The sequence below is a fragment of the Cutibacterium sp. KB22876 genome (genome assembly GCF_059728865.1).
This window is the reverse complement of sequence record NZ_AP040858.1, coordinates 66,865-85,404: the sequence shown is the minus strand read 5'-3', so window position 1 is coordinate 85,404 and position 18,540 is coordinate 66,865. Positions and strand designations below refer to the sequence as shown.

17 protein-coding genes are annotated in these 18,540 nt (G+C 65.1%); 14 read left to right on the top strand and 3 right to left on the bottom strand.

Translation table 11 applies throughout. The features are described from left to right. Positions 1 to 19 precede the first annotated feature (19 nt). Both AC6I1W_RS00410 and AC6I1W_RS00405 read right to left on the bottom strand, forming a co-directional pair. Complete coding sequence (locus AC6I1W_RS00410; RefSeq protein WP_270236254.1) at positions 20 to 1,768, bottom strand: TM0106 family RecB-like putative nuclease; 1,749 nt, start codon at positions 1,766 to 1,768, stop codon at positions 20 to 22. Position 1,769: 1 nt separating this feature from the next. Then, positions 1,770 to 2,549 (bottom strand): demethylmenaquinone methyltransferase, encoded by a 780-nt coding sequence (locus AC6I1W_RS00405; RefSeq protein WP_270236256.1) that lies wholly within the window; start codon positions 2,547 to 2,549, stop codon positions 1,770 to 1,772. On the opposite strand from AC6I1W_RS00405, the gene ccmA reads away from it, so the two are divergent. Continuing rightward, on the top strand, positions 2,539 to 3,192 hold the full coding sequence (gene ccmA, locus AC6I1W_RS00400; RefSeq protein WP_171023514.1) for a heme ABC exporter ATP-binding protein CcmA: 654 nt from the start codon (positions 2,539 to 2,541) through the stop codon (positions 3,190 to 3,192). The genes AC6I1W_RS00405 and ccmA overlap by 11 nt on opposite strands. Beyond that, positions 3,189 to 4,922 carry a DUF6297 family protein gene (locus AC6I1W_RS00395; RefSeq protein ID WP_065673488.1) on the top strand — a complete coding sequence of 578 codons (1,734 nt, stop codon included), beginning with the start codon at positions 3,189 to 3,191 and terminating at the stop codon, positions 4,920 to 4,922. The genes ccmA and AC6I1W_RS00395 overlap by 4 nt, the downstream gene beginning before the upstream one ends. Before the next feature lie 25 nt (positions 4,923 to 4,947). Here the strand turns inward: AC6I1W_RS00395 and AC6I1W_RS00390 are convergent, their stop codons facing one another. Beyond that, complete coding sequence (locus tag AC6I1W_RS00390; protein ID WP_065673555.1) at positions 4,948 to 6,135, bottom strand: isochorismate synthase; 1,188 nt, start codon at positions 6,133 to 6,135, stop codon at positions 4,948 to 4,950. A 263-nt stretch (positions 6,136 to 6,398) separates the two neighbouring features. Here AC6I1W_RS00390 and AC6I1W_RS00385 point away from each other — a divergent pair, with 263 nt between their 5' ends. The 12 genes from AC6I1W_RS00385 to nuoK all read left to right on the top strand — a co-directional run bounded on the left by AC6I1W_RS00385 (position 6,399) and on the right by nuoK (position 18,533). Then, on the top strand, positions 6,399 to 7,676 hold the full coding sequence (locus AC6I1W_RS00385; protein WP_117189447.1) for a geranylgeranyl reductase family protein: 1,278 nt from the start codon (positions 6,399 to 6,401) through the stop codon (positions 7,674 to 7,676). A 120-nt stretch (positions 7,677 to 7,796) separates the two neighbouring features. After that, a complete protein-coding gene (locus AC6I1W_RS00380) occupies positions 7,797 to 8,156 on the top strand; it encodes an NADH-quinone oxidoreductase subunit A (RefSeq protein WP_015582128.1) in 360 nt (119 codons plus the stop codon). A 90-nt stretch (positions 8,157 to 8,246) separates the two neighbouring features. Further along, a complete protein-coding gene (locus AC6I1W_RS00375; protein WP_004809129.1) occupies positions 8,247 to 8,804 on the top strand; it encodes a NuoB/complex I 20 kDa subunit family protein in 558 nt (185 codons plus the stop codon). Further along, positions 8,801 to 9,631, top strand: coding sequence for an NADH-quinone oxidoreductase subunit C (locus AC6I1W_RS00370; RefSeq protein WP_065673486.1), 831 nt, complete (start codon positions 8,801 to 8,803; stop codon positions 9,629 to 9,631). The genes AC6I1W_RS00375 and AC6I1W_RS00370 overlap by 4 nt, the downstream gene beginning before the upstream one ends. Further along, positions 9,631 to 10,932, top strand: a complete 1,302-nt coding sequence (locus AC6I1W_RS00365) for an NADH-quinone oxidoreductase subunit D (RefSeq protein WP_016666149.1) — start codon at positions 9,631 to 9,633, stop codon at positions 10,930 to 10,932. Before AC6I1W_RS00370 ends, AC6I1W_RS00365 begins: the two co-directional genes overlap by 1 nt. Then, positions 10,929 to 11,714: an NADH-quinone oxidoreductase subunit NuoE gene (nuoE, locus tag AC6I1W_RS00360; RefSeq protein ID WP_065673485.1), complete on the top strand. Its 786-nt coding sequence runs from the start codon at positions 10,929 to 10,931 to the stop codon at positions 11,712 to 11,714. Before AC6I1W_RS00365 ends, nuoE begins: the two co-directional genes overlap by 4 nt. After that, entirely contained in the window at positions 11,711 to 13,045 is a 1,335-nt protein-coding gene (nuoF, locus tag AC6I1W_RS00355) for an NADH-quinone oxidoreductase subunit NuoF (RefSeq protein ID WP_004809125.1), read from the top strand. The genes nuoE and nuoF overlap by 4 nt, the downstream gene beginning before the upstream one ends. Beyond that, entirely contained in the window at positions 13,042 to 15,486 is a 2,445-nt protein-coding gene (locus tag AC6I1W_RS00350) for an NADH-quinone oxidoreductase subunit G (RefSeq protein ID WP_065673484.1), read from the top strand. The genes nuoF and AC6I1W_RS00350 overlap by 4 nt, the downstream gene beginning before the upstream one ends. Further along, complete coding sequence (gene nuoH, locus AC6I1W_RS00345) at positions 15,483 to 16,805, top strand: NADH-quinone oxidoreductase subunit NuoH (protein WP_065673483.1); 1,323 nt, start codon at positions 15,483 to 15,485, stop codon at positions 16,803 to 16,805. Before AC6I1W_RS00350 ends, nuoH begins: the two co-directional genes overlap by 4 nt. Then, positions 16,805 to 17,380, top strand: a complete 576-nt coding sequence (gene nuoI / locus AC6I1W_RS00340; protein WP_249361276.1) for an NADH-quinone oxidoreductase subunit NuoI — start codon at positions 16,805 to 16,807, stop codon at positions 17,378 to 17,380. The genes nuoH and nuoI overlap by 1 nt, the downstream gene beginning before the upstream one ends. Continuing rightward, positions 17,377 to 18,237 carry an NADH-quinone oxidoreductase subunit J gene (locus AC6I1W_RS00335; protein ID WP_065673481.1) on the top strand — a complete coding sequence of 287 codons (861 nt, stop codon included), beginning with the start codon at positions 17,377 to 17,379 and terminating at the stop codon, positions 18,235 to 18,237. Before nuoI ends, AC6I1W_RS00335 begins: the two co-directional genes overlap by 4 nt. Continuing rightward, positions 18,234 to 18,533 carry an NADH-quinone oxidoreductase subunit NuoK gene (nuoK, locus tag AC6I1W_RS00330; protein ID WP_003866464.1) on the top strand — a complete coding sequence of 100 codons (300 nt, stop codon included), beginning with the start codon at positions 18,234 to 18,236 and terminating at the stop codon, positions 18,531 to 18,533. Before AC6I1W_RS00335 ends, nuoK begins: the two co-directional genes overlap by 4 nt. Positions 18,534 to 18,540: the final 7 nt, after the last annotated feature.

Here is an 18,540-nt window from a genome sequence, read left to right as displayed (position 1 = left end):
GTGACCAGGCGTCCCAGGATTACTCGGAGGGCCTCTCGGCAAGCCAACGGCGAACAGCGAGGGTAGCCTTCACGTCGTCCTCGTTGTATTCCATGACTCGGGTTCTGGAGGACTCGCGGACCTGCGGATCGGGGTCATGGACGGCGAGGTCCCACCAGGTCTGGGAGTTGAGGCCACCCGGGTCCGGGTCACGCCAGGAGAACCCGGCGCCGGCGTTGGCAACGACCTTCAGACCAATTCCGTTGACCCCGAAGAAGTGCGCCTTGATGGTGGTGAAGAGGTCAACGAAACAGCCGGAGTCCAGCAGCCGACGCACCGCTTGACGAGTCTCCACGTTCTGGCAGACGTGACCGAAATGACGCAGATGGACGATCTCGTAGTCGGAGTAGTGGACCACGATCGTCTCCGGGTGGGCCGAGACGATCTCGTCGAGCCAGGCGATGGCGCGGGCAGCCAGTGCGTTCTCGTCGTCGTCACCCATGTCAGCGAACTCGCCGAAGGCGACGTAATAGGGCACGTCGCCGGTCGTCGAGTCGAGCAGGCGTTCAGGATCACTGACCTCGAAACCCCACAGATAGACCCGACCATCCGGAGAGGTCTCGATGTCGAAATCGAGTTCCAGTCGGTACGAGGCCACCTCGATGGGTCCCTCGTCGTTGCGCTCCAGCAGGACTCCCTGACGGATGAGGCGCGCGCGACGGGCGGCCGCCCGGAGTCGTTGCTCGGGGCGGGGACGGTGTTGAACCTCAGGCAAGTAGACCGGCAGCAGCTCGTTCAGGTCGGCGTCGGCCAGGTCGTCGACGGTGGAAACCCCGAGACGACGCAGGGTCGAGATCTCCCGGACGTCCAGGGGAGCCTTGGAGATGCGCAGGGAGAGATCGGCATCGTCGAGACGTGGCTCACAGATGGCCCACCACTGACAGGACTCGCACTCACGCACGACGATCGGGGCGACCATCGGCTCGCCGCCGGCGATGGCGTGCTCGGCCACCGACACTCGGAAGGTGTGCTCGTGGTCGTATCGGTCCAGCACGCTGCGGCGACGCCATCCTGAGGCGGCCGAGCGCGAGAAGGTGCGAATGAACTTGTGGTCGAGATCGAGCCAGGAGACGGCCAGGGCGTCGTCGAGGATCCCAACCTCGTCGTGGCCGACCAGCCCCGCGAGACGTCGATGGCTGGGGCACTCGTCAGGGGTGGCGACCAGACCCAGGTCCTCGAGGAGCCTCCAGTGATGGGCGGCCTGGATGAGGGCGCGTTCCCGGCCGGCGCGGAAGGTCTGGTCCAGTGACATCCGCGCGTGGCGAGGATCCGGATCATTCAGGGGGGACACCCAGGTGAATTCCGCCAGGGTGTGGTGGCTCTCCAGCACCAGGTGGTCCTTGACGATGACCGGCAAGTATCCAGGCCCGCCGTCGGCACGCTTGCCGGCCAGCACCAAGGCGTCGGGGGAGCCGGTGCGGTGTTCCTGCGGGGACGACGGCAACTCAGGGCAGACGATGACGGGTGCGCCGGCGTCCATGGCCCTGCGAGTGGCGACCCGGTGACCGGCCACGCTCAAGGTGGCCGAGCGCAGATCGGCGGCGTCCGTGACGGCTGCCAGGGCGTCACAGATGACGGTCAGGTGAGCCTCGGCTCCTGCGAAGAGCTCGTCGTCACGCGGATCGCCGACCGGTTCTGACAGGGTGGGGTCATAGGCGTTCTGGGTCTTGACCGGGCAGTTGCGAGCTGCCCAGGCGTCGAGGAGGATCGGGGAGGAGGGACCTTTCACCTCAGGCCATCTCCTTCTCGTCACTGCCCTTCCAACCACGATGTAAGGCGACGACGCCGCCACAGACATTGCGCCACGCAATGGCCTGCCAACCGGCCTCGGCCATCATGTCTGCCAGATGAGGCTGGTCGGGCCAGGCGAGGATCGACTCGGCCAGGTAGTCATAGGCATCCCGGTTCGAGGAGGCCAGCTTGGCCATGGCCGGGATCGCCGCCAGCAGGTACTTGGTGTAGACGTGGCGGAACGGTGCCCAGGTGGGGTAGGAGAACTCGCAGATGACGACCCGGCCGCCAGGCTTGGTGACGCGCAGCATCTCGCGCAGTGCCTTTTGTGGGTCCTCGACGTTGCGCAGGCCGTAGGAGATCGTCACGGCGTCGAAGGAGTTGTCGGCGTAGGGCAGGCAGGTGGCGTCCCCGGCGACGAAGTGCAGATGGGGCTGGCGCTGCTTGCCGACGACGAGCATTCCGGTGGAGATGTCGGTGGGGTAGACCTGTGCTCCGCGGGCGGCGAACGTGGCTGAGGAGGTGCCGGTTCCGGCGGCCAGGTCGAGGATGACCTGGCCCGGCTCAGGTTCCACCGCATCGACGACGAGGTCGCGCCAGGTGTCGACCGCCCCCATCGTCATGATCTGGTTCATGAGGTCATAGCGCTGTGCCACCCCGTCAAACATTGAAGCGACATCGGCGTGGTGCTTGTCAAGGGTGGCTCGGGTCGTCAACACGCGCCCAGTCTTCCACACGGTTTGGGGTCGGCCTCGACGGTGCGGGAGAATGGCCAGCATGGCATCTCGCTCCACCGTCCTCGTGGCCAAGGACATTTCGAAGTCTTATGGCGACCGAACCATCGTTGATCACCTGTCCCTCACCGTCCGTGAGGGTGAGGCTGTCGCACTCACCGGCCGCAACGGCGCTGGCAAGTCGACGGTGTTGAGAATGCTGGTGGGGGCGGATCGTCCCAGCTCGGGAACGATCGAGGTGCTCGGCAAAAAGGTGTCCGAGACGAACCCCGAGTTTCGTCGCAACGTTGCCACGGTCATCGATGACCTGGACTTCTTCCCTGATCTGTCGGTGGTCGAGCACCTTGATCTGCTCGCCCGCGCTCACGGGCTCGTTGACGCCGACGCCCTCGTCGATGAGGTGCTCGAGGAGGTGCAGCTCGTTCCGCAGTCCGGCCAGCTGCCCGGCACCCTGTCGTCCGGCCAGCGACGTCGTCTCGGCCTGGCTACGGCCCTGGTGCGTCCGCGCAAGCTCCTCGTTCTCGACGAGCCGGAGGCCCGGCTGGACGTCGAGGGGGTTGCCTGGCTCGGCAAGAGGCTGCGCGAGGAGATGAACCACGGTCTGGCGATCATCATGGCCAGCCACGAGCCAGCTCTCGTCCAGACCCTCGGCGCTCGCATCGTCGAGCTGGGAGGCCCGCGCGGATGAGTCGGCGCAACAGCAAGCATTCCAAGCCCCGTCCCAGGAATCCGCGGCCGGAGCAGGCCGTGATGGCGGAGGCGGTGGCCGCCCCCGATCCGGAGTTGGTCATCACCCATCGTCCCGACGAGTTCTTCGCAGGCCAGGCCGATGAACGTCAGCTCTCCCTCCTCATGGGCGACTGGCGCAAGGGCCGGACGACACGCAACATCTGGCAGGCCATCGGCGATGCCTATGTGCTCGTCTTCTCCCTGGTCGTCGTGCTCGCGATGATCATCAGCCTCATCGTGCAGGCCCAGGGCCAGGCATCCGGCTGCACCTCGACGGGGTGTCAGACCGCTCGTGGCCTGCTGCCGTGGGCTGCACTGTCCGGTGTCCTGGCCTTCGCTCTGGCTGCTGCCCGAGTGTTCGGCCCGGTGCTCGCCTCGGCAGCCGAGGGCTTCTGGCTCATGGACGCGCCGATCAGCCGGGCGCGGTTCCTGGCCAAGCGCCTGCGTGCGGCGGTGCTCGTTTCGGTCATCGGCGGTGCCGTCCTGGGGGCCCTGGTGGCAGCCCTCACCGGTGGGTCCGGAAAGGCCGTCATCGCCTGGACCCTCGCGACGGCGCTCGGAGCGGCTGGTGTCGTCTCCTTCTCGGCCGCCGAGCAAGGAGCCGAGCGCACCTGGCCGGTCAAGGTCGTCGAGGCCCTAGCTGGTTTGGCTGGTCTGGCCGTCCTGTTGGGAGTCATCTCGACGGCGTCGGGCTGGTACGCAGTACCGATGTCCAGTGACGCCAACCTCGTATCTGCCTGGGCGGTGGCCGGGGGCGGAGCGGTGCTCCTGGTCGTCTCCTACGTCATCGCCCGGATGCGTCTCAATCGGATCCGACGGGCTCGTCTCATGGCCGGCGGCTCTCTGGCATCGGGCATGCAGGGTGCTGCCTTCGCCCTTGACTTCGCCCTCATTCGCGACATCCTTCAGGAGCGCGAGGCCATCGAGCGTGGTCAGGTCCGACCCACCCGTGGACGTGGTGAGGGACTCAGCTCCCTGGTGTGGCGCGATGTGCAACGTCTCATGCGTTTCCCCAAGCCGTTGTTCACCCTCGTCGTGACGGCCGTGGTGCCCTACGCGGTGTCGGCCCTCGGTTTCGGGGCGTTGACGGTCCCGGTCTCGGCTCTGGTGCTCATCGCGGCCCTGGTTCCCTTCTTCACCAGCCTGCGCGTGCTGACACGAAGCAAGGGTCTGGTGCGCTGCCTGCCCTTCACGACGAGTCAGGTCATCTCAGCTGCGTCAGTGGTGCCTGCGGTCGCTGCTGTCATCTGGGCGATCGCGGTCATCCCGGCCTTCCACGGTGTCGGTTCGACGACGTCGCGGCCATGGGATCAGGCCATCATGGACGGCTTGGTGACGGCTGCTGCCGGTCTGGCGGGTGCCATCCGCTGGGTGAGTGCCAAGCCGGCTGACTACTCCTCGCCGATGGTTGCCACCCAGGCCGGTGCCATGCCACCGGGGCTGATGTTCAACCTCATCCGTGGTTTCGACATGGTTGCCCTCATCACCATTCCGGTGGTGCTCGGATGGTCGCCGTGGGTATCGGTGTTCATTGCCGTCGTCGTGTTCGGATTCCTCCGCATGGGAGGTATGAACCAGCAGGATCTGGCGGAGATGCGTGAGGAATCGCAGCGTCAGCTGGCCGAGGCTCGCGAGGAGGCCCGTGGTGACAAGGTCGAGAAGAAGGTCATCGAGCGCAAGCGTCGTTGAGAACCATGGAGACGCCCTACCACCCTCAGGATTCCGTGGGGCTGTCCGCCCCGATGGGGAAGATGTCTCGCAGGATGTTGAGGCGGTGCTCGGCCTCGGATGACAGGATCTCGGTGTCGTCGTCATGCCCGATGGGGTGCCCGGAGAAGATGTGGACCAAGGACGGGTCGGTGCCGTCGATCTGACCGCCCCGACAATCGGTCACCCATTGGCCATTACCCAAGGAGTCGACCCATCCGGTCGGTCCGGAGACACGGCCACGATCGACGTGCTCGACCTCGGCGAGGACGCACTTCGCGCGGTGCGGCGGCAGGCCAGTGACGAATGCCGGTGGGCACAGGGCATCGACGAGGGCCAGGCAGGATCCCTGACCGGGGGAGTGGACGCCGGTGACGTCGGTGACGAGGTAGTTGGACGCCTCGGTGAACACCGCTCCCGGACAGTCGGGGATGTGGAGGGTGTCACAGAACTGTTCCAGGCGCTCGCAGGTGCGCGTGACGATCTCGGCGTGGTGAGCGGCCAGCGGTCCCTCGTTCTGCAGGGCGGAGAGAAGGGCCTCGTGATTCTTGTCGGTGGCAGGGGAGTGGGTCAGCACCCGGGAACTCACCAGGGACTTGCTGAAGCCGACGGTGAGCTTCGAGGTGGAGCCGACTGATCCCTCGACGAGGTAGGTGTACGAGTTGGGGAACTGACGGCGGAGGGTCTCGACGATCCATCGAGGATCAATGGGTGAGGCCGCGTGGGCCTCGACGTCACGCATGAGAACGATTTGCTCGAGGTCGTCAGGGCTCATGATGTCCTGGACCTGCCGGGCGATGCGACGCCAGCTCTCCGCGGTGACGACGCCGTCTGGCATCGTCATGGTGCCGGGGGAGTGCGGCACGGTTTGCTGACGAGGTGGATCATCGTTAACCGATCCCCAGGACAGTTGGGTCAACCAGGAGTAGCCAGGCCAACGGCCGATGATTGTTTTGGGCAGGATCATGACCGAGCGTGATGACGAGCGGTCGGGATCGAAGGCGAAGGATCCGAAGGCGACGGGGCCGGTCGCCTCGGCTCCTGGCATCTCGGTCTCGTGCTCGAGATCGTCACAGAGAGCCTCCCACCAGACGTCGGCGGCAGTGGGGGAGTCGGTCTCGAACCGGGTGATCTCTCCCAGGCCGACCATGCCGTAATTGCGGTGCAGGAAACACACCGAGTCGTTGGGCGTCATGTAGTTCTCGAGTGGGCCGGGGTCCGGAATCGAGACGGTGCGGGCGCGTAGACGCGTGGAACCTGGATTGAGGATCACCTTCGCAGGATAACCGAGCGCGTGCTGTGTGGTAGGCGCTGTCCACGGCGGGTCGGGGGTGTTTACTGTTTGCGGCGTGGAGAAGGGTGTGGGATTCGGGCCCCGGCCGGAGTTTCCCACGAGTCACACCGTCTAGACTCGCCGGTGCACATCGCCGGGATCCCGGCACGATATCCATGGTTTTCATAGGAGGGGCCCACGTGACGAGCCAGATCGAGTCCGACGTCGTCGTCGTCGGTGCTGGGCCTGGTGGCTCGGCCACAGCTGCGCACCTTGCTCGTAGGGGGCTGCACGTCACCCTGTTGGAGAAGGCGACTTTCCCACGCGACAAGGTTTGCGGTGACGGCCTCACCCCTCGTGCCGTCAAGCAGCTCATCCGGTTGGGGATCGACGTCTCCGAGGAGGCCGGCTGGAAGCACACCGAGGGGCTGCGGATCCATGGTGGACGCGTCGCCCCCTTCGTCCTTCCCTGGCCCGAACTCGCCGATTACCCGAACTTCGGCATGGTCTGCCGTCGCACCGTTCTCGACGAGCGGCTAGCCCGCCACGCCGAGTCCCAGGGCGTCACCCTCGTCGAAGGAGCCAACGTCACCGAGCCGATTCTTGCCCCCGATGGCCGTATTCGCGGCGTCCGGACTGCCGACGGCAGGGTGTACTCGGCACCCGTCGTCGTCGCAGCTGACGGCAATTCCTCCCGCCTCGGCCTGGCCATGGGACTTCACAAGCGTGATGACCGTCCGATGGGTGTGGCGGTGCGCGCCTACTACCGCTCCCCGCTGTCCGAGGCGCGCAACCTGGAGAGCTGGCTGGAATTGTGGGACGGCGCTCCGCACGAGTCAGACTTGCTGCCTGGATATGGCTGGGCGTTCCCCGAGGGTGACGGAACAGTCAACATCGGTCTGGGAATGCTCAATTCTTCTGATGCTTTCGGCCACACCGACTACCGCTCCCTCATGAAGCGCTGGCTGTCCCACATGCCCGCCGAGTGGACCCTCGCCGAGGAGCACCGTGAGGGGCCGATCCGGGGCGCGGCGCTGCCGATGGCCTTCAATCGTCAGCCGCACTATCTCAATGGTCTGTTGCTGGTGGGTGACGCAGGCGGCATGGTCAATCCCTTCAACGGTGAGGGCATCGACTACGCCATGGAGGCTGGAGAAATGGCCGCTGACGCCATTGCCGAGGCTCATTACCGGGGTCACGGCACACCGGCCGCCGAGAAGGCGCTGCAGGGGTATCCGCGCGCCCTGCAGGAGCACTTCGGCGGCTACTACCGACTCGGGACGGTCTTCGTCCGGCTTATCGGTGACCCGCGGGTCATGAAGATCTGCACGACCTATGGCCTTCCGCGTCGTCGAATTATGAAGTTCGTCAACAAATTGTTGGCGAATCTCACAGATTCCAAGGGCGGAGACCTTGATGACCGTATCATTAACGTTCTGACGAGGATTGCCCCGTCAGTGTGAGCTCAGTGGCCGCTGATGCCGTCTGGCGACGCATTATCAGAACTTAGGTTACCCAAAGTACCCGACCGCCAGATGGGCGTCGTAAGGTCTGAGCCAACGGTGCTGACCAAAGGTGGTGAGATGAACGGATACGCCCCCCTGGTGGGGATGATCATCCTGGGTGCGGTCTTCGTGCTCGCGACGATCGCAGTCAACGTCCTTCTTGCGGTGAAGCGACCCAACCGCGCCAAGCACGAAATCTACGAGTGCGGCATCGAGCCAACGCCACAACCAGCTGGTGGCGGAAAGTTCCCCGTCAAGTTCTTCGTCGTCGCAATGCTCTACATCGTCTTCGACATCGACATCATGTTCCTCTACCCGTGGGCCGTCGATTTCAACCATCTCGGCGTCTTCGCCCTGGTCGAGATGGTGCTGTTCGTCGCGATGGTGTTCATCCCTTACCTCTACATTCGCCGCCGTGGCGGCCTGGACTGGACCTGATCTCCCGTCGCGGCTCGCGGGCCGCGCCCAATCAACGTTCGAGCGACCCGCTGCCGCGTCAGTCAACGTCTGAAAGGAAGGACGCACGAGATGGCTGAGTACGACGCCGATGTCCCAGCTGGAATCGTGATGACCTCGATGGAGGCCATCGTCGGATGGCTGCGCAAGACCTCCTTCTGGCCCCTGACGATGGGCCTGGCCTGCTGCGCCATCGAGATGATCTCCTATGGCGGCCCGCGTGCCGACGCCGCCCGCTGGGGCCACGAGGTGTTTCGTGCCTCTCCCCGTCAGGCTGATCTCATGATCGTCTCGGGTCGCGTGAGCCAGAAGATGGCTCCGGTGGTTCGTCAGCTCTACGACCAGATGCCCGAGCCCAAGTGGGTCATCTCGATGGGCGCCTGCGCCTCCTCTGGTGGCATCTTCAACAACTACGCCGTCGTTCAGGGCTGTGACCACATCGTCCCGGTTGACGTCTACCTGCCAGGCTGCCCGCCCAGCCCGGACATGCTCATTGATGCCGTGTTCAAGATCCGTGAGCAGATCCAGCACTGGCCGCTGATGGGTCACATGTCCGAGGTCGAGGCGACCAAGGAGAAGCGGGCCCTCGAGGCCCCGACCACCCTCGAGCAGAAGGGGCTCATGCGATGAGTGATAAGCCGACTCCGCGCGGTGCCGCTGGCGGCTCGGACTCCGGGGACCGTATTCCCGACGGCCGCAACTTCCTCGATGCCAGCAATCCTGACCAGGCCCATACCCCGGCCAAGGGCACTCAGTGGACCCAGGAGGATCGTCGCATCGACACCCGTAAGGGCATGTGGGGGGCAACCTCCGGGCCGGGTGATACCTCCGGTTATGGCGGTATCGTCCGCACCGTCGAGATGCCCGGCAGTTCCGAGCGTCCCTACGGTGGCTGGTTCGACGAGGTCGCTGATCGGATGGAGGAGCTGGTCCCGGACTTCTCGGACGGCCTGACCCTCGTCGATCGCGGCGAGATCACCTTCTTCGTCCGTCCCGAGAAGTTGCTGGAGCTCGCCAAGGTGCTGCGTGACGACGCGGCCCTGCGCTTCGAGAGCTGTTCCTGTCTGACCTGTGTGCACTATCCGCACATGGAGGGTCGTGAGATGCACGTCGTCTACGACCTGCTGTCGATGACCCACAACCGTCGCATCCGCCTCGAGGTCGCACTGGCTGATCCCGGCCAGGAGGACGTGGCACGAACCGGTCACAGCGACGTCGACTCCCTGCCCCACGTTCCCAGCATCGTGTCGGTCTACCCGCACGTGGACTTCCAGGAACGTGAGGCCTGGGACATGTTCGGAGTCATCTTCGACGGCCACCCGGCCCTCACCCGCATCCTGATGCCCGACGACTGGGTCGGCCACCCGCAGCGCAAGGACTACCCGCTCGGCGGCATCCCGATCGAGTACAAGGGTGCTGTCGTGCCACCGCCGGACCAGCGCAGGAGCTACAACTGATGAGCGAGAACCACGAGTACTTGTCCCAGGGCGGCGACTGGGCCCAGATCGTCGACGAGGCTGCCGAGAGGGGCGACGAGACCGTCGTCGTGAACTTCGGACCGTCCCACCCGTCCACCCACGGCGTCATGAGACTCATCATCGAGCTCGATGGTGAGTCGGTGACCGACCTTCGCGTCGGTATCGGATTCCTCCACACCGGTATCGAGAAGAACATGGAGTTCCGCACCTGGACCCAGGGTGTGGCCTTCATGACGCGATGCAACTACGTCGCGAACTTCTTCAATGAGCTGGCGTACTGCCTGGCTGTCGAGAAGCTGCTGGGTGTCACCGACGACATCCCGGAGCGGGCCAAGGTCCTCCGCGTCATGATCACCGAGCTCAACCGCATCTCCTCCCACCTCATCGCGGTGGGTACCGGCGGCCTGGAGCTCGGCGCCTCCTCGGTGGCCGAGGTCGGCTTGAGGGAGCGCGAGATCATCCTGGAGTTCAACCAGGCCGTCACCGGTCTGCGCATGAACAACGCCTGGATTCGTCCTGGTGGCGTCGCCAGTGACCTGCCTGAGACCGGGCTGGACCAGCTGCGTGACCTCATCAAGCGCATGGAGAAGTACCTCCCCGAGATCGGCCTGTTCTGCAACGAGAACCCGATCTTCAAGGCTCGTACCACGGACATCGGTTACGCCGACCTGTCCACCTGCATGGCCCTCGGCGTGACGGGGCCGGCCCTGCGAGCCACCGGCCTGCCGTGGGATCTGCGCAAGACCCAGCCCTACTGTGACTACGACACCTACGACTTCGACGTCGCCACGTGGGACACCTGCGACTGCTACGGTCGTTTCCGTATTCGTCTCGAGGAGATGGACCAGTCGGTGCGCATCCTCAAGCAGTGCCTCAAGCGTCTCGAGGACACCCAGGGCGACCGTCACATGGTGGAGGACCCGCACATCGCGTGGCCGGCAGAGCTGGCCCTGGGCCCCGACGGTCAGGGCAACTCCAACGAGCACATTCGCCACATCATGGGCGAGTCGATGGAGGCCCTCATTCACCACTTCAAGATCGTCACCGAGGGATTTCGGGTGCCTGCCGGTCAGGTTTACCAGGCCATCGAGGGTGCTGGCGGTGAGCTTGGCTGCCATCTCGTTTCGGACGGCGGGGTGCGGCCGTACCGCTCCCACCTGCGCGACCCCGGATTCATCAACGTGCAGTCCCTGCCCGCCATGTGTGAGGGCGGGATGCTTTCCGACGTGGTGCCGTCCCTGGCATCCCTGGACCCCGTCATGGGAGGAGTCGACCGATGAGCGATCGCGAACCCGTCAACCTGGGATACCCCTACGTCGAGTCCTTCCACTCCGACTTCTCGGGGACCGGCGGAGTCGACCAGTCCGACCGTTCCACCAACATCAATGAGCACACCATCGAGGACATGCGCCAGATTGCCTCGCGGTACCCCGATCCCCGTTCGGCCCTGTTGCCGATCCTGCACCTGGTGCAGTCGGTGGATGGACGTGTCTCCCCGGTCGGCATCGAGACCGCAGCTGAGGTACTGGGCATCACCACCGCCCAGGTCTCCGGGGTGGCGACTTTCTACACCATGTACAAGAAGCATCCGGCCGGACAGCACCACATCGGTGTCTGCACCACAGCGCTGTGCGCCGTCATGGGCGGCGAGGAGGTGCTCGCCCGGGTCGAGAAGAAGCTCGGCATCAAGGAGGGGGAGACGACCCCTGACGGCAAGTTCTCCCTCGAGCGTGTGGAGTGCAACGCCGCCTGCGACTTCGCCCCGATCATGATGGTCAACTGGGAGTACATGGACAACATGACCCCGATCCGCGCCGAGGAGATCCTCGACGCGCTGGCCCGCGACGAGGAGGTTCACTCCACCCGCGGTGCGAGGATCACCAGTTGGCGTGAGGCCGAGCGAGTGCTCGCCGGCTTCCCCGACGGTCGGGCTGATGAGGGCCCCAGTGCTGGTGAGGCGTCCCTGCGGGGTGTGCGACTGGCCAAGCAGAACGGCTGGAAGGCTCCGGACCCGAACGACCTGCCCGTTCCTGCTGAGCCCGTGGAGGAGGAGAAGAAGTGACCGATCCACTGACCCCGGTCCTGTCGGCCAACTGGGACGACGAGCGCAGCTGGAAGCTGCTCAACTATGAGCGTCAGGGAGGCTACGCCGGACTTCGCAAGGCCTTGACGATGCAGCCTGACGAAGTCGTCTCGCTGGTCAAGGACGCCAACTTGCGTGGCCGTGGTGGCGCTGGATTCCCCACCGGCATGAAGTGGTCCTTCGTGCCCAAGGACAACCCGAACCCGACCTACCTGGTCGTCAACGGTGACGAGTCCGAGCCGGGCACCTGCAAGGACATGCCGCTCATGATGGCCTCCCCGCACACCCTTGTCGAGGGAGTCATCATCGCCGCCTACGCCATCAAGGCGAAGGTGGCCTTCATCTACATCCGTGGCGAGGTGCTGCACGTCATCCGACGCGTTCAGCAGGCGGTGCGCGAGGCCTACTCGGCCGGATACATCGGCAAGAACATCCTTGGTTCCGGTTATGACCTCGACGTCGTCGTCCATGCCGGTGCCGGAGCCTACATCTGTGGCGAGGAGACGGCCCTGCTGGACTCCTTGGAGGGACGCCGTGGTCAGCCCCGTCTGCGTCCGCCATTCCCCGCTGTCGCCGGTCTGTACGCCAGCCCGACGGTCATCAACAACGTCGAGTCGATCTCGACGGTGCCGTCGGTCCTGCGCAACGGCAAGGAATGGTTCAAGTCGATGGGCACCGAGAAGTCCGACGGTTTCACCATTTACTCCCTGTCGGGACACCTGGCCCATCCCGGCCAGTACGAGGCCCCCATGGGGATCACCCTGCGTCAGCTGCTCGAGATCTCCGGTGGCATGCGCGAGGGCCACGAGCTGAAGTTCTTCACCCCCGGTGGTTCCTCGACCCCGCTCCTCACCCCCGACGATCTCGACACCCCGCTCGACTACGAGGGAATGATGGGGGCCAAGTCGATGCTGGGCACCAAGGCCCTGCAGTGTTTCGACGAGACGACCTCGGTGGTTCGTGTCACGCTGCGATGGCTGGAGTTCTACAAGCACGAGTCCTGCGGCAAGTGCACCCCGTGCCGTGAGGGAACCTGGTGGGTCGTCCAGATGCTGCGTCGCATCGAGGCCGGGGAGGGGCAGGAGGGTGACGTCGACAAGCTGATGGACATCGCCGACAACATCGGCGGTCGTTCCTTCTGCGCTCTGGCCGACGGTGCCGTGGGCTGTCTGCGAGGAGCCATCGGCCACTTCCGCGAAGAGTTCGAGGCCGGTTGCCGCGGCATCCCCGCCTGGCAGTACCTGCCCTACGAGCGCAGCTCGATCTTCACCGACGCCGATCGCCGAGTCCTGGAGGGGGCCGGAGCATGAGCGAGAACAAGCCCGTCGAACTCGTCACCTGCACCATCGACGGTCAGCAGGTGAGCGTCCCCAAAGGAACTCTCATTATCCGCGCAGCCGAGTCCATCGGCACCGCCATCCCCAGGTTCTGCGACCATCCGCTGCTCGACCCTGCGGGTGCCTGCCGCGAGTGCCTCGTCGAGATTCCCGACGCCGGAAATGGTCGTGGTTTCCCCAAGCCGCAGCCGTCGTGTACCATGCCCGTGGCCGAGGGAATGATCGTCAAGACCCAGGTCAGCTCCGAGATGGCCCGCAAGGCCCAGGAGGGGATGCTGGAGTTCCTTCTCATCAATCACCCGCTGGACTGCCCCATCTGTGACAAGGGCGGCGAGTGCCCGCTGCAGAACCAGGCCATGGCCAACGGACGTGGTGAGTCCCGTTATGGCGGAATCAAGCGCACCTACCCCAAGCCGATCAACATTTCGGCCCAGGTGCTGCTGGACCGCGAGCGGTGCGTGCTGTGCCAGCGCTGCACCCGGTTCGCCGACCAGATCGCAGGAGATCCCTTCATCAACCTGCAGGAGCGCGGGGCTGTTTCCCAGATCGGGGCCTACGAGGGCGACGACTTCAACTCCTACTTCTCGGGCAACGTCATCCAGATCTGCCCGGTGGGAGCCCTCACCAGCGCCGAGTACCGCTTCCGTTCCCGCCCCTTCGACCTCGTCTCGACGGTGACGACCTGTGAGCACTGCGCCGCCGGTTGTCAGCTGCGCACCGACCACCGTCACTACGAGGTCAAGCGTCGCAATGCCGGCAACCTGCCCGAGGTCAACGAGGAGTGGAACTGTGACAAGGGCCGCTTCGCCTTCCGCTATGGCCGTGGCGACGACCGGGTGACGACCCCGCTGGTTCGACACAACGGAATCCTTGAGAAGGTGTCCTGGGCCGAGGCCCTGCAGACGGCAGCTGCCGGACTCGAGAAGGCCGGCACCAGCGTCGGCGTCCTCACCGGTGGACGTCTCCCGGTGGAGACCTGCCTGTCTTGGTCGCGGTTCGCGCGTGTCGTGCTCGGTACCAACAACGTCGACTTCCGTTCTCGTCCGCACTCCGCCGAGGAGGCCTCCTTCCTGGCCGCCACGGTCGCCGGACGCAGCCTCGCGGAGTCGGTGACCTACGCCGACCTCGAGAAGGCGTCGCGGGTTGTCCTGGTGAATCTTGAGCCTGAGGACGAGTGCCCGATGATCTTCTTACGACTGCGCAAGGCGTGGCGCCGTAAGAAGGTCGCCATCACCGCAGTCGGAACCCACTTGTCCAATGGCTCGGCGAAGATGGGGGCCGAGTTGGCCCGTTGCTTGCCCGGTCAGGAGCCCCAGGCCGTGGAGCAGCTGGTCTCCGACGGCACGATCGGCGAGGGAACCATCGTGCTGGTGGGGGAGAGGGCCGCCACCCGGCCCGGAACGCTCTCTGCCATCGCCTCCCTCGACTCGAGAGTCCGGGTCGCCTGGGTGCCTCGTCGTGCCGGTGAGATCGGCGCGATCGAGGCCGGTCTGCTGCCGCAACTGCTTCCGGGCGGACGTCTCGTTGACGACGCTGAGGCTCGCGTGGACATCGCTGCCGCGTGGGGAGTCGACAACCTGCCGACCAAGCCCGGCCTCGACACCGCCGGCATGCTGGCCGCTGCCCGCGCCGGCAAGCTCTCGGCCCTCGTCGTCTCGGGGGTGGAGCTGGCGGACATGCCCGATCCGGCAGGAGCCCGCGAGGCCGTCGAGAACTGTGGTTTCGTGGTCTCCCTGGAGCAGCGGTTCTCCGAGGTGGCCGAGAGGGCCGACGTGGTCCTGCCGGTCTGCCTGCTGGAGGAAACCTCGGGAACCTTCCTCGACTGGGAGCATCGCCCCGGTCGGGTGCGCGTGGTCAACAAGCAGGCTGCTACCCCGATGAACGAGATCCGCGTCCTCGACGCCCTGAGCTCGCAGCTGGGATCGGTCTCCGGACTCGCCACCGTCGCCCAGGCCCACAAGGCCTGGCGAGATCTCGGTCAGTGGCAGGGCGGGCACCCGAAGATGGAGTCGACTTCCCCGGTCGTGCCGCAGGCACCCACGGTCGAGCCGGGATCCGTCGGTCGCGTGCTGGAGACATGGCGTCAGCTGCTGGAGGGATCGGCGAGCCTCACGGGTGCCGATGCCTTGGTGGCGACCGCACCGGCTCCCGTCGTCGTCGTCAACCCGCTGACAGCGGATCAGCTCGGCGTGACCGACGGGCAACTTATCGACGTCGCCGGGCCCATCAGCCTGCGACTCCCGGTCAAGATCGACGCGACGATGTCGGCCGAGGCGGTGTGGATCCCGTCGTTGCGTGGCGGCTCGACCTCTCCGCAGAGCCGCACCACCGTCCCAGACGCTCCCGGAACCTTCGTCTCGCTGAGTGCCGTTGAATCCGAGACTCCGTCCAATCGAGAGGCAGGTGTGGCATGAGTCCCCTCGAGGCCACCATCGACCCGGTGTGGCTCATCATCGTCAAGGTCGTCATCCTCTTCGTGATCCTGTTGGCCTGGACCATCTTCAACGTGTGGTTCGAGCGCCGGGTGCTGGCCAAGATGCAGAACCGCATCGGCCCGATCATGAACTCGGCGTGGGCTGGTGGTGTGTTCCAGGCCGTTGGTGACGGTTTGAAGCTCATCTTCAAGGAGATGCTCACCCCGAAGGGTGCCGACAAGATCGTCTTCAATCTGGCGCCGGTGATCGCAGGCATTGCCTGCTTTGCGTCCTGGTCCGTCATCCCGCTCGGTGGTGAGGTGTCGATGTTTGGTCACACCACCAGGCTGCAGATCACCGACGTGCCGGTCGCCGTGCTCTTCATCCTCGCGGTGGCGTCCATCGGCATCTACGGTGTGGTGCTGGCCGGGTGGTCGTCGGCAGGTACCTATTCCTTGCTCGGTTCGTTGCGCTCCAGTGCCCAGATGATCTCCTACGAGGTCGCCATGGGCCTGTCCCTGGTGACGGTGTTCATCTTCTCGGGGTCCATGTCGACCTCCGGGATCGTCGAGTCCCAGGCCAGCCACCTGGTCATCGGCGGATTCGACACCCACATCGCCGGGCACTACTGGCTCCTGCTCATCCCGAGCTTCATCATCTACGTCATCACGATGTTCGGTGAGTCCAATCGTCTGCCCTTCGACCTGCCAGAATGCGAGTCGGAGCTCGTCAGTGGTTACATCACCGAGTACTCCGGATTCCCCTACGGCATGTACTTCCTGGCGGAGTACATCAACATGGCTACCCTGTCGGCCGTCTGCACCACCCTCTTCCTGGGGGGCTATCGCGCTCCGTGGCCGCTCAACTACCTCGGTGCCATCGACTCCGGATGGTGGGGCCTGCTGTGGTTCTTCCTCAAGACCCAGCTCGTCATCTTCTTCTTCGTGTGGGTGCGGGCCGCCATCCCGAGGTTCCGGTACGACCACTTCATGGATCTGGGCTGGAAGGTCCTCATCCCGGTGTCCCTGGGATGGGTTCTGCTGGTCGCCGCGTGGCGCACCGTTCTCAACCAGGGCTGGGGCCGCAACCCGATCTTCATGGTCATCGTCGGCCTCATCGTCGTCGCCCTGCTCATCTGGGCGTTCATGGGAGGCAAGGACGAGTCCGGACCCGAGGTGGCCACTGACGAACCCTTCGACGCCTTCGCGGGCGGATATCCGGTGCCGCCATTGCCACACCAGGTCCAGGCCCCGTTGGCCGGGGCCACAACGGCCACCACGGTGGCGCGACGAGACCACGACGAGAACGGAGGTCTGTGATGGGAGCCTGGTCCGGATTTGGGATCACCTTCGAGACGATGTTCCGCAAGCCCTTCACCCAGGGATACCCGGAGAAGGGCAAGGAGAAGCCGATGCCGCCGCGCATGCACGGTCGTCATCAGCTCAACCGCTGGCCCGACGGGCTCGAGAAGTGCGTGGGTTGCGAGCTGTGCGCGTGGGCCTGCCCGGCTGACGCCATCTACGTCGAGGGGGCCGACAACACCGACGAGGAGCGTTACTCCCCCGGGGAGCGCTACGGCCGCGTCTATGAGATCAACTACCTGCGATGCATCCTGTGCGGGATGTGTATCGAGGCCTGCCCGACTCGTGCGCTGACGATGACCAACGACTTCAAGTTGGCCGACACCACCCGCGCCAAGCACATCTGGACCAAGGACGAGCTGCTGGCACCCCTCAAGGAGGGTATGGAGCAGCCGCCGCATCCGCGCCGACTCGGTGACGACGAGGACGACTACTTCAACGGTTTGCCTCCCTCCGGTCAGGACGACGTGCGGACCGGCCCGCCCACCGGCGCCCATCAGACCCAGCGCAACGACGAGGGGGCAGCCCGATGACTGTTTCCCTGCTCACCGCTCCCTCGAGTGGACTCGTCCCGATGGTGACGGCTTCCCAGTGGGCATTCTGGTTGTTGGCCCCGATCATGGTGCTCGCAGCCCTGGTCATGGTCTTCGCCAAGAAGCCCGTTCACTCGGCCCTGTCCTTGGCCGTCGTCATGATCTGTCTGGCCGTTCAGTACGCCAGTCAGGAGGCGCCATTCCTCTTCGTGGTGCAGATCATCGTCTACACCGGTGCCATCCTGATGCTCTTCCTCTTCGTCGTCATGCTCGTCGGCGTCGACTCCACCGATTCCCTCAAGGAGACCCTCAAGGGACACAAGGTGGCGGCCATCATCGCCGCGCTGGCCTTCCTGGTGCTGCTCATCCTGGCCGTCGGCAACGCTGTGACGACCGGCGTGATCGGCACCGATCAGTCGATCGGCCTGCGAGAGGCCAATGCCGCCGGCGGTGACAACGTCAAGTCCATCGCAGAGCTGGTGTTCACCAAGTATGTGATCGTTTTCGAGGCCACCTCGGCCCTGCTCATCACCGCTGCCGTCGGCACCATGGTGCTGGCCCACGGCGAGGCCGACAAGAAGAAGTCCCAGCGTGAGCGGGTCACCGACCGTATGGCGGCCTACGCCGAGCACGGTGCTCACCCCGGCGTTCGTCCGAACTCCGGTGTGTACGCCCGCACCAACCAGATCGGTGCTCCGGCCCTGCTGCCTGACGGCACGGTCGCCCAGGATTCGATCTCGGGAACGTTGGCCACCCGCGGCGCCATTATCGACGCCGGCGAGTTGAAGGCTCCGACCCATCGGGCCTTCGCCTCGATCAGTGCTGCCCGCCACGAGGCGCAAGGAGAACTCGAATGAACCCGAATGACTACCTGGTGCTCTCGGCGATTCTCTTCGCCATCGGCATCCTGGGCTTCCTGACGAGGCGTAATGCCCTGGTGGCCTTCATGTCGGTGGAGCTGATGCTCAACGCCGCGAACCTCGCACTGGTGACCTTCTCCCACGTCCACGGTTCCCTCGACGGACAGGTCGGGGCGTTCTTCGTGATGATCGTGGCGGCTGCCGAGGTGGTCGTCGGTCTGGCGATCATCGTCACCATTTTCCGTTCCCGTCGCACCACTTCGGTGGACGACACCAACCTGCTGAAGTTCTGAGGGAGGT

Coding starts and splice junctions, on each gene's coding strand:
- AC6I1W_RS00405 (WP_270236256.1), bottom strand. CDS start 2,549: ATGCTGGCCATTCTCCCGCACCGTCGAGGCCGACCCCAAACCGTGTGG.
- AC6I1W_RS00350 (WP_065673484.1), top strand. CDS start 13,042: ATGAGCGAGAACAAGCCCGTCGAACTCGTCACCTGCACCATCGACGGT.
- nuoE (WP_065673485.1), top strand. CDS start 10,929: ATGAGCGATCGCGAACCCGTCAACCTGGGATACCCCTACGTCGAGTCC.
- AC6I1W_RS00380 (WP_015582128.1), top strand. CDS start 7,797: ATGAACGGATACGCCCCCCTGGTGGGGATGATCATCCTGGGTGCGGTC.
- AC6I1W_RS00395 (WP_065673488.1), top strand. CDS start 3,189: ATGAGTCGGCGCAACAGCAAGCATTCCAAGCCCCGTCCCAGGAATCCG.
- nuoI (WP_249361276.1), top strand. CDS start 16,805: ATGGGAGCCTGGTCCGGATTTGGGATCACCTTCGAGACGATGTTCCGC.
- AC6I1W_RS00375 (WP_004809129.1), top strand. CDS start 8,247: ATGGCTGAGTACGACGCCGATGTCCCAGCTGGAATCGTGATGACCTCG.
- nuoK (WP_003866464.1), top strand. CDS start 18,234: ATGAACCCGAATGACTACCTGGTGCTCTCGGCGATTCTCTTCGCCATC.
- ccmA (WP_171023514.1), top strand. CDS start 2,539: ATGGCCAGCATGGCATCTCGCTCCACCGTCCTCGTGGCCAAGGACATT.
- AC6I1W_RS00370 (WP_065673486.1), top strand. CDS start 8,801: ATGAGTGATAAGCCGACTCCGCGCGGTGCCGCTGGCGGCTCGGACTCC.
- AC6I1W_RS00365 (WP_016666149.1), top strand. CDS start 9,631: ATGAGCGAGAACCACGAGTACTTGTCCCAGGGCGGCGACTGGGCCCAG.
- AC6I1W_RS00335 (WP_065673481.1), top strand. CDS start 17,377: ATGACTGTTTCCCTGCTCACCGCTCCCTCGAGTGGACTCGTCCCGATG.
- nuoH (WP_065673483.1), top strand. CDS start 15,483: ATGAGTCCCCTCGAGGCCACCATCGACCCGGTGTGGCTCATCATCGTC.
- AC6I1W_RS00390 (WP_065673555.1), bottom strand. CDS start 6,135: ATGACGCCCAACGACTCGGTGTGTTTCCTGCACCGCAATTACGGCATG.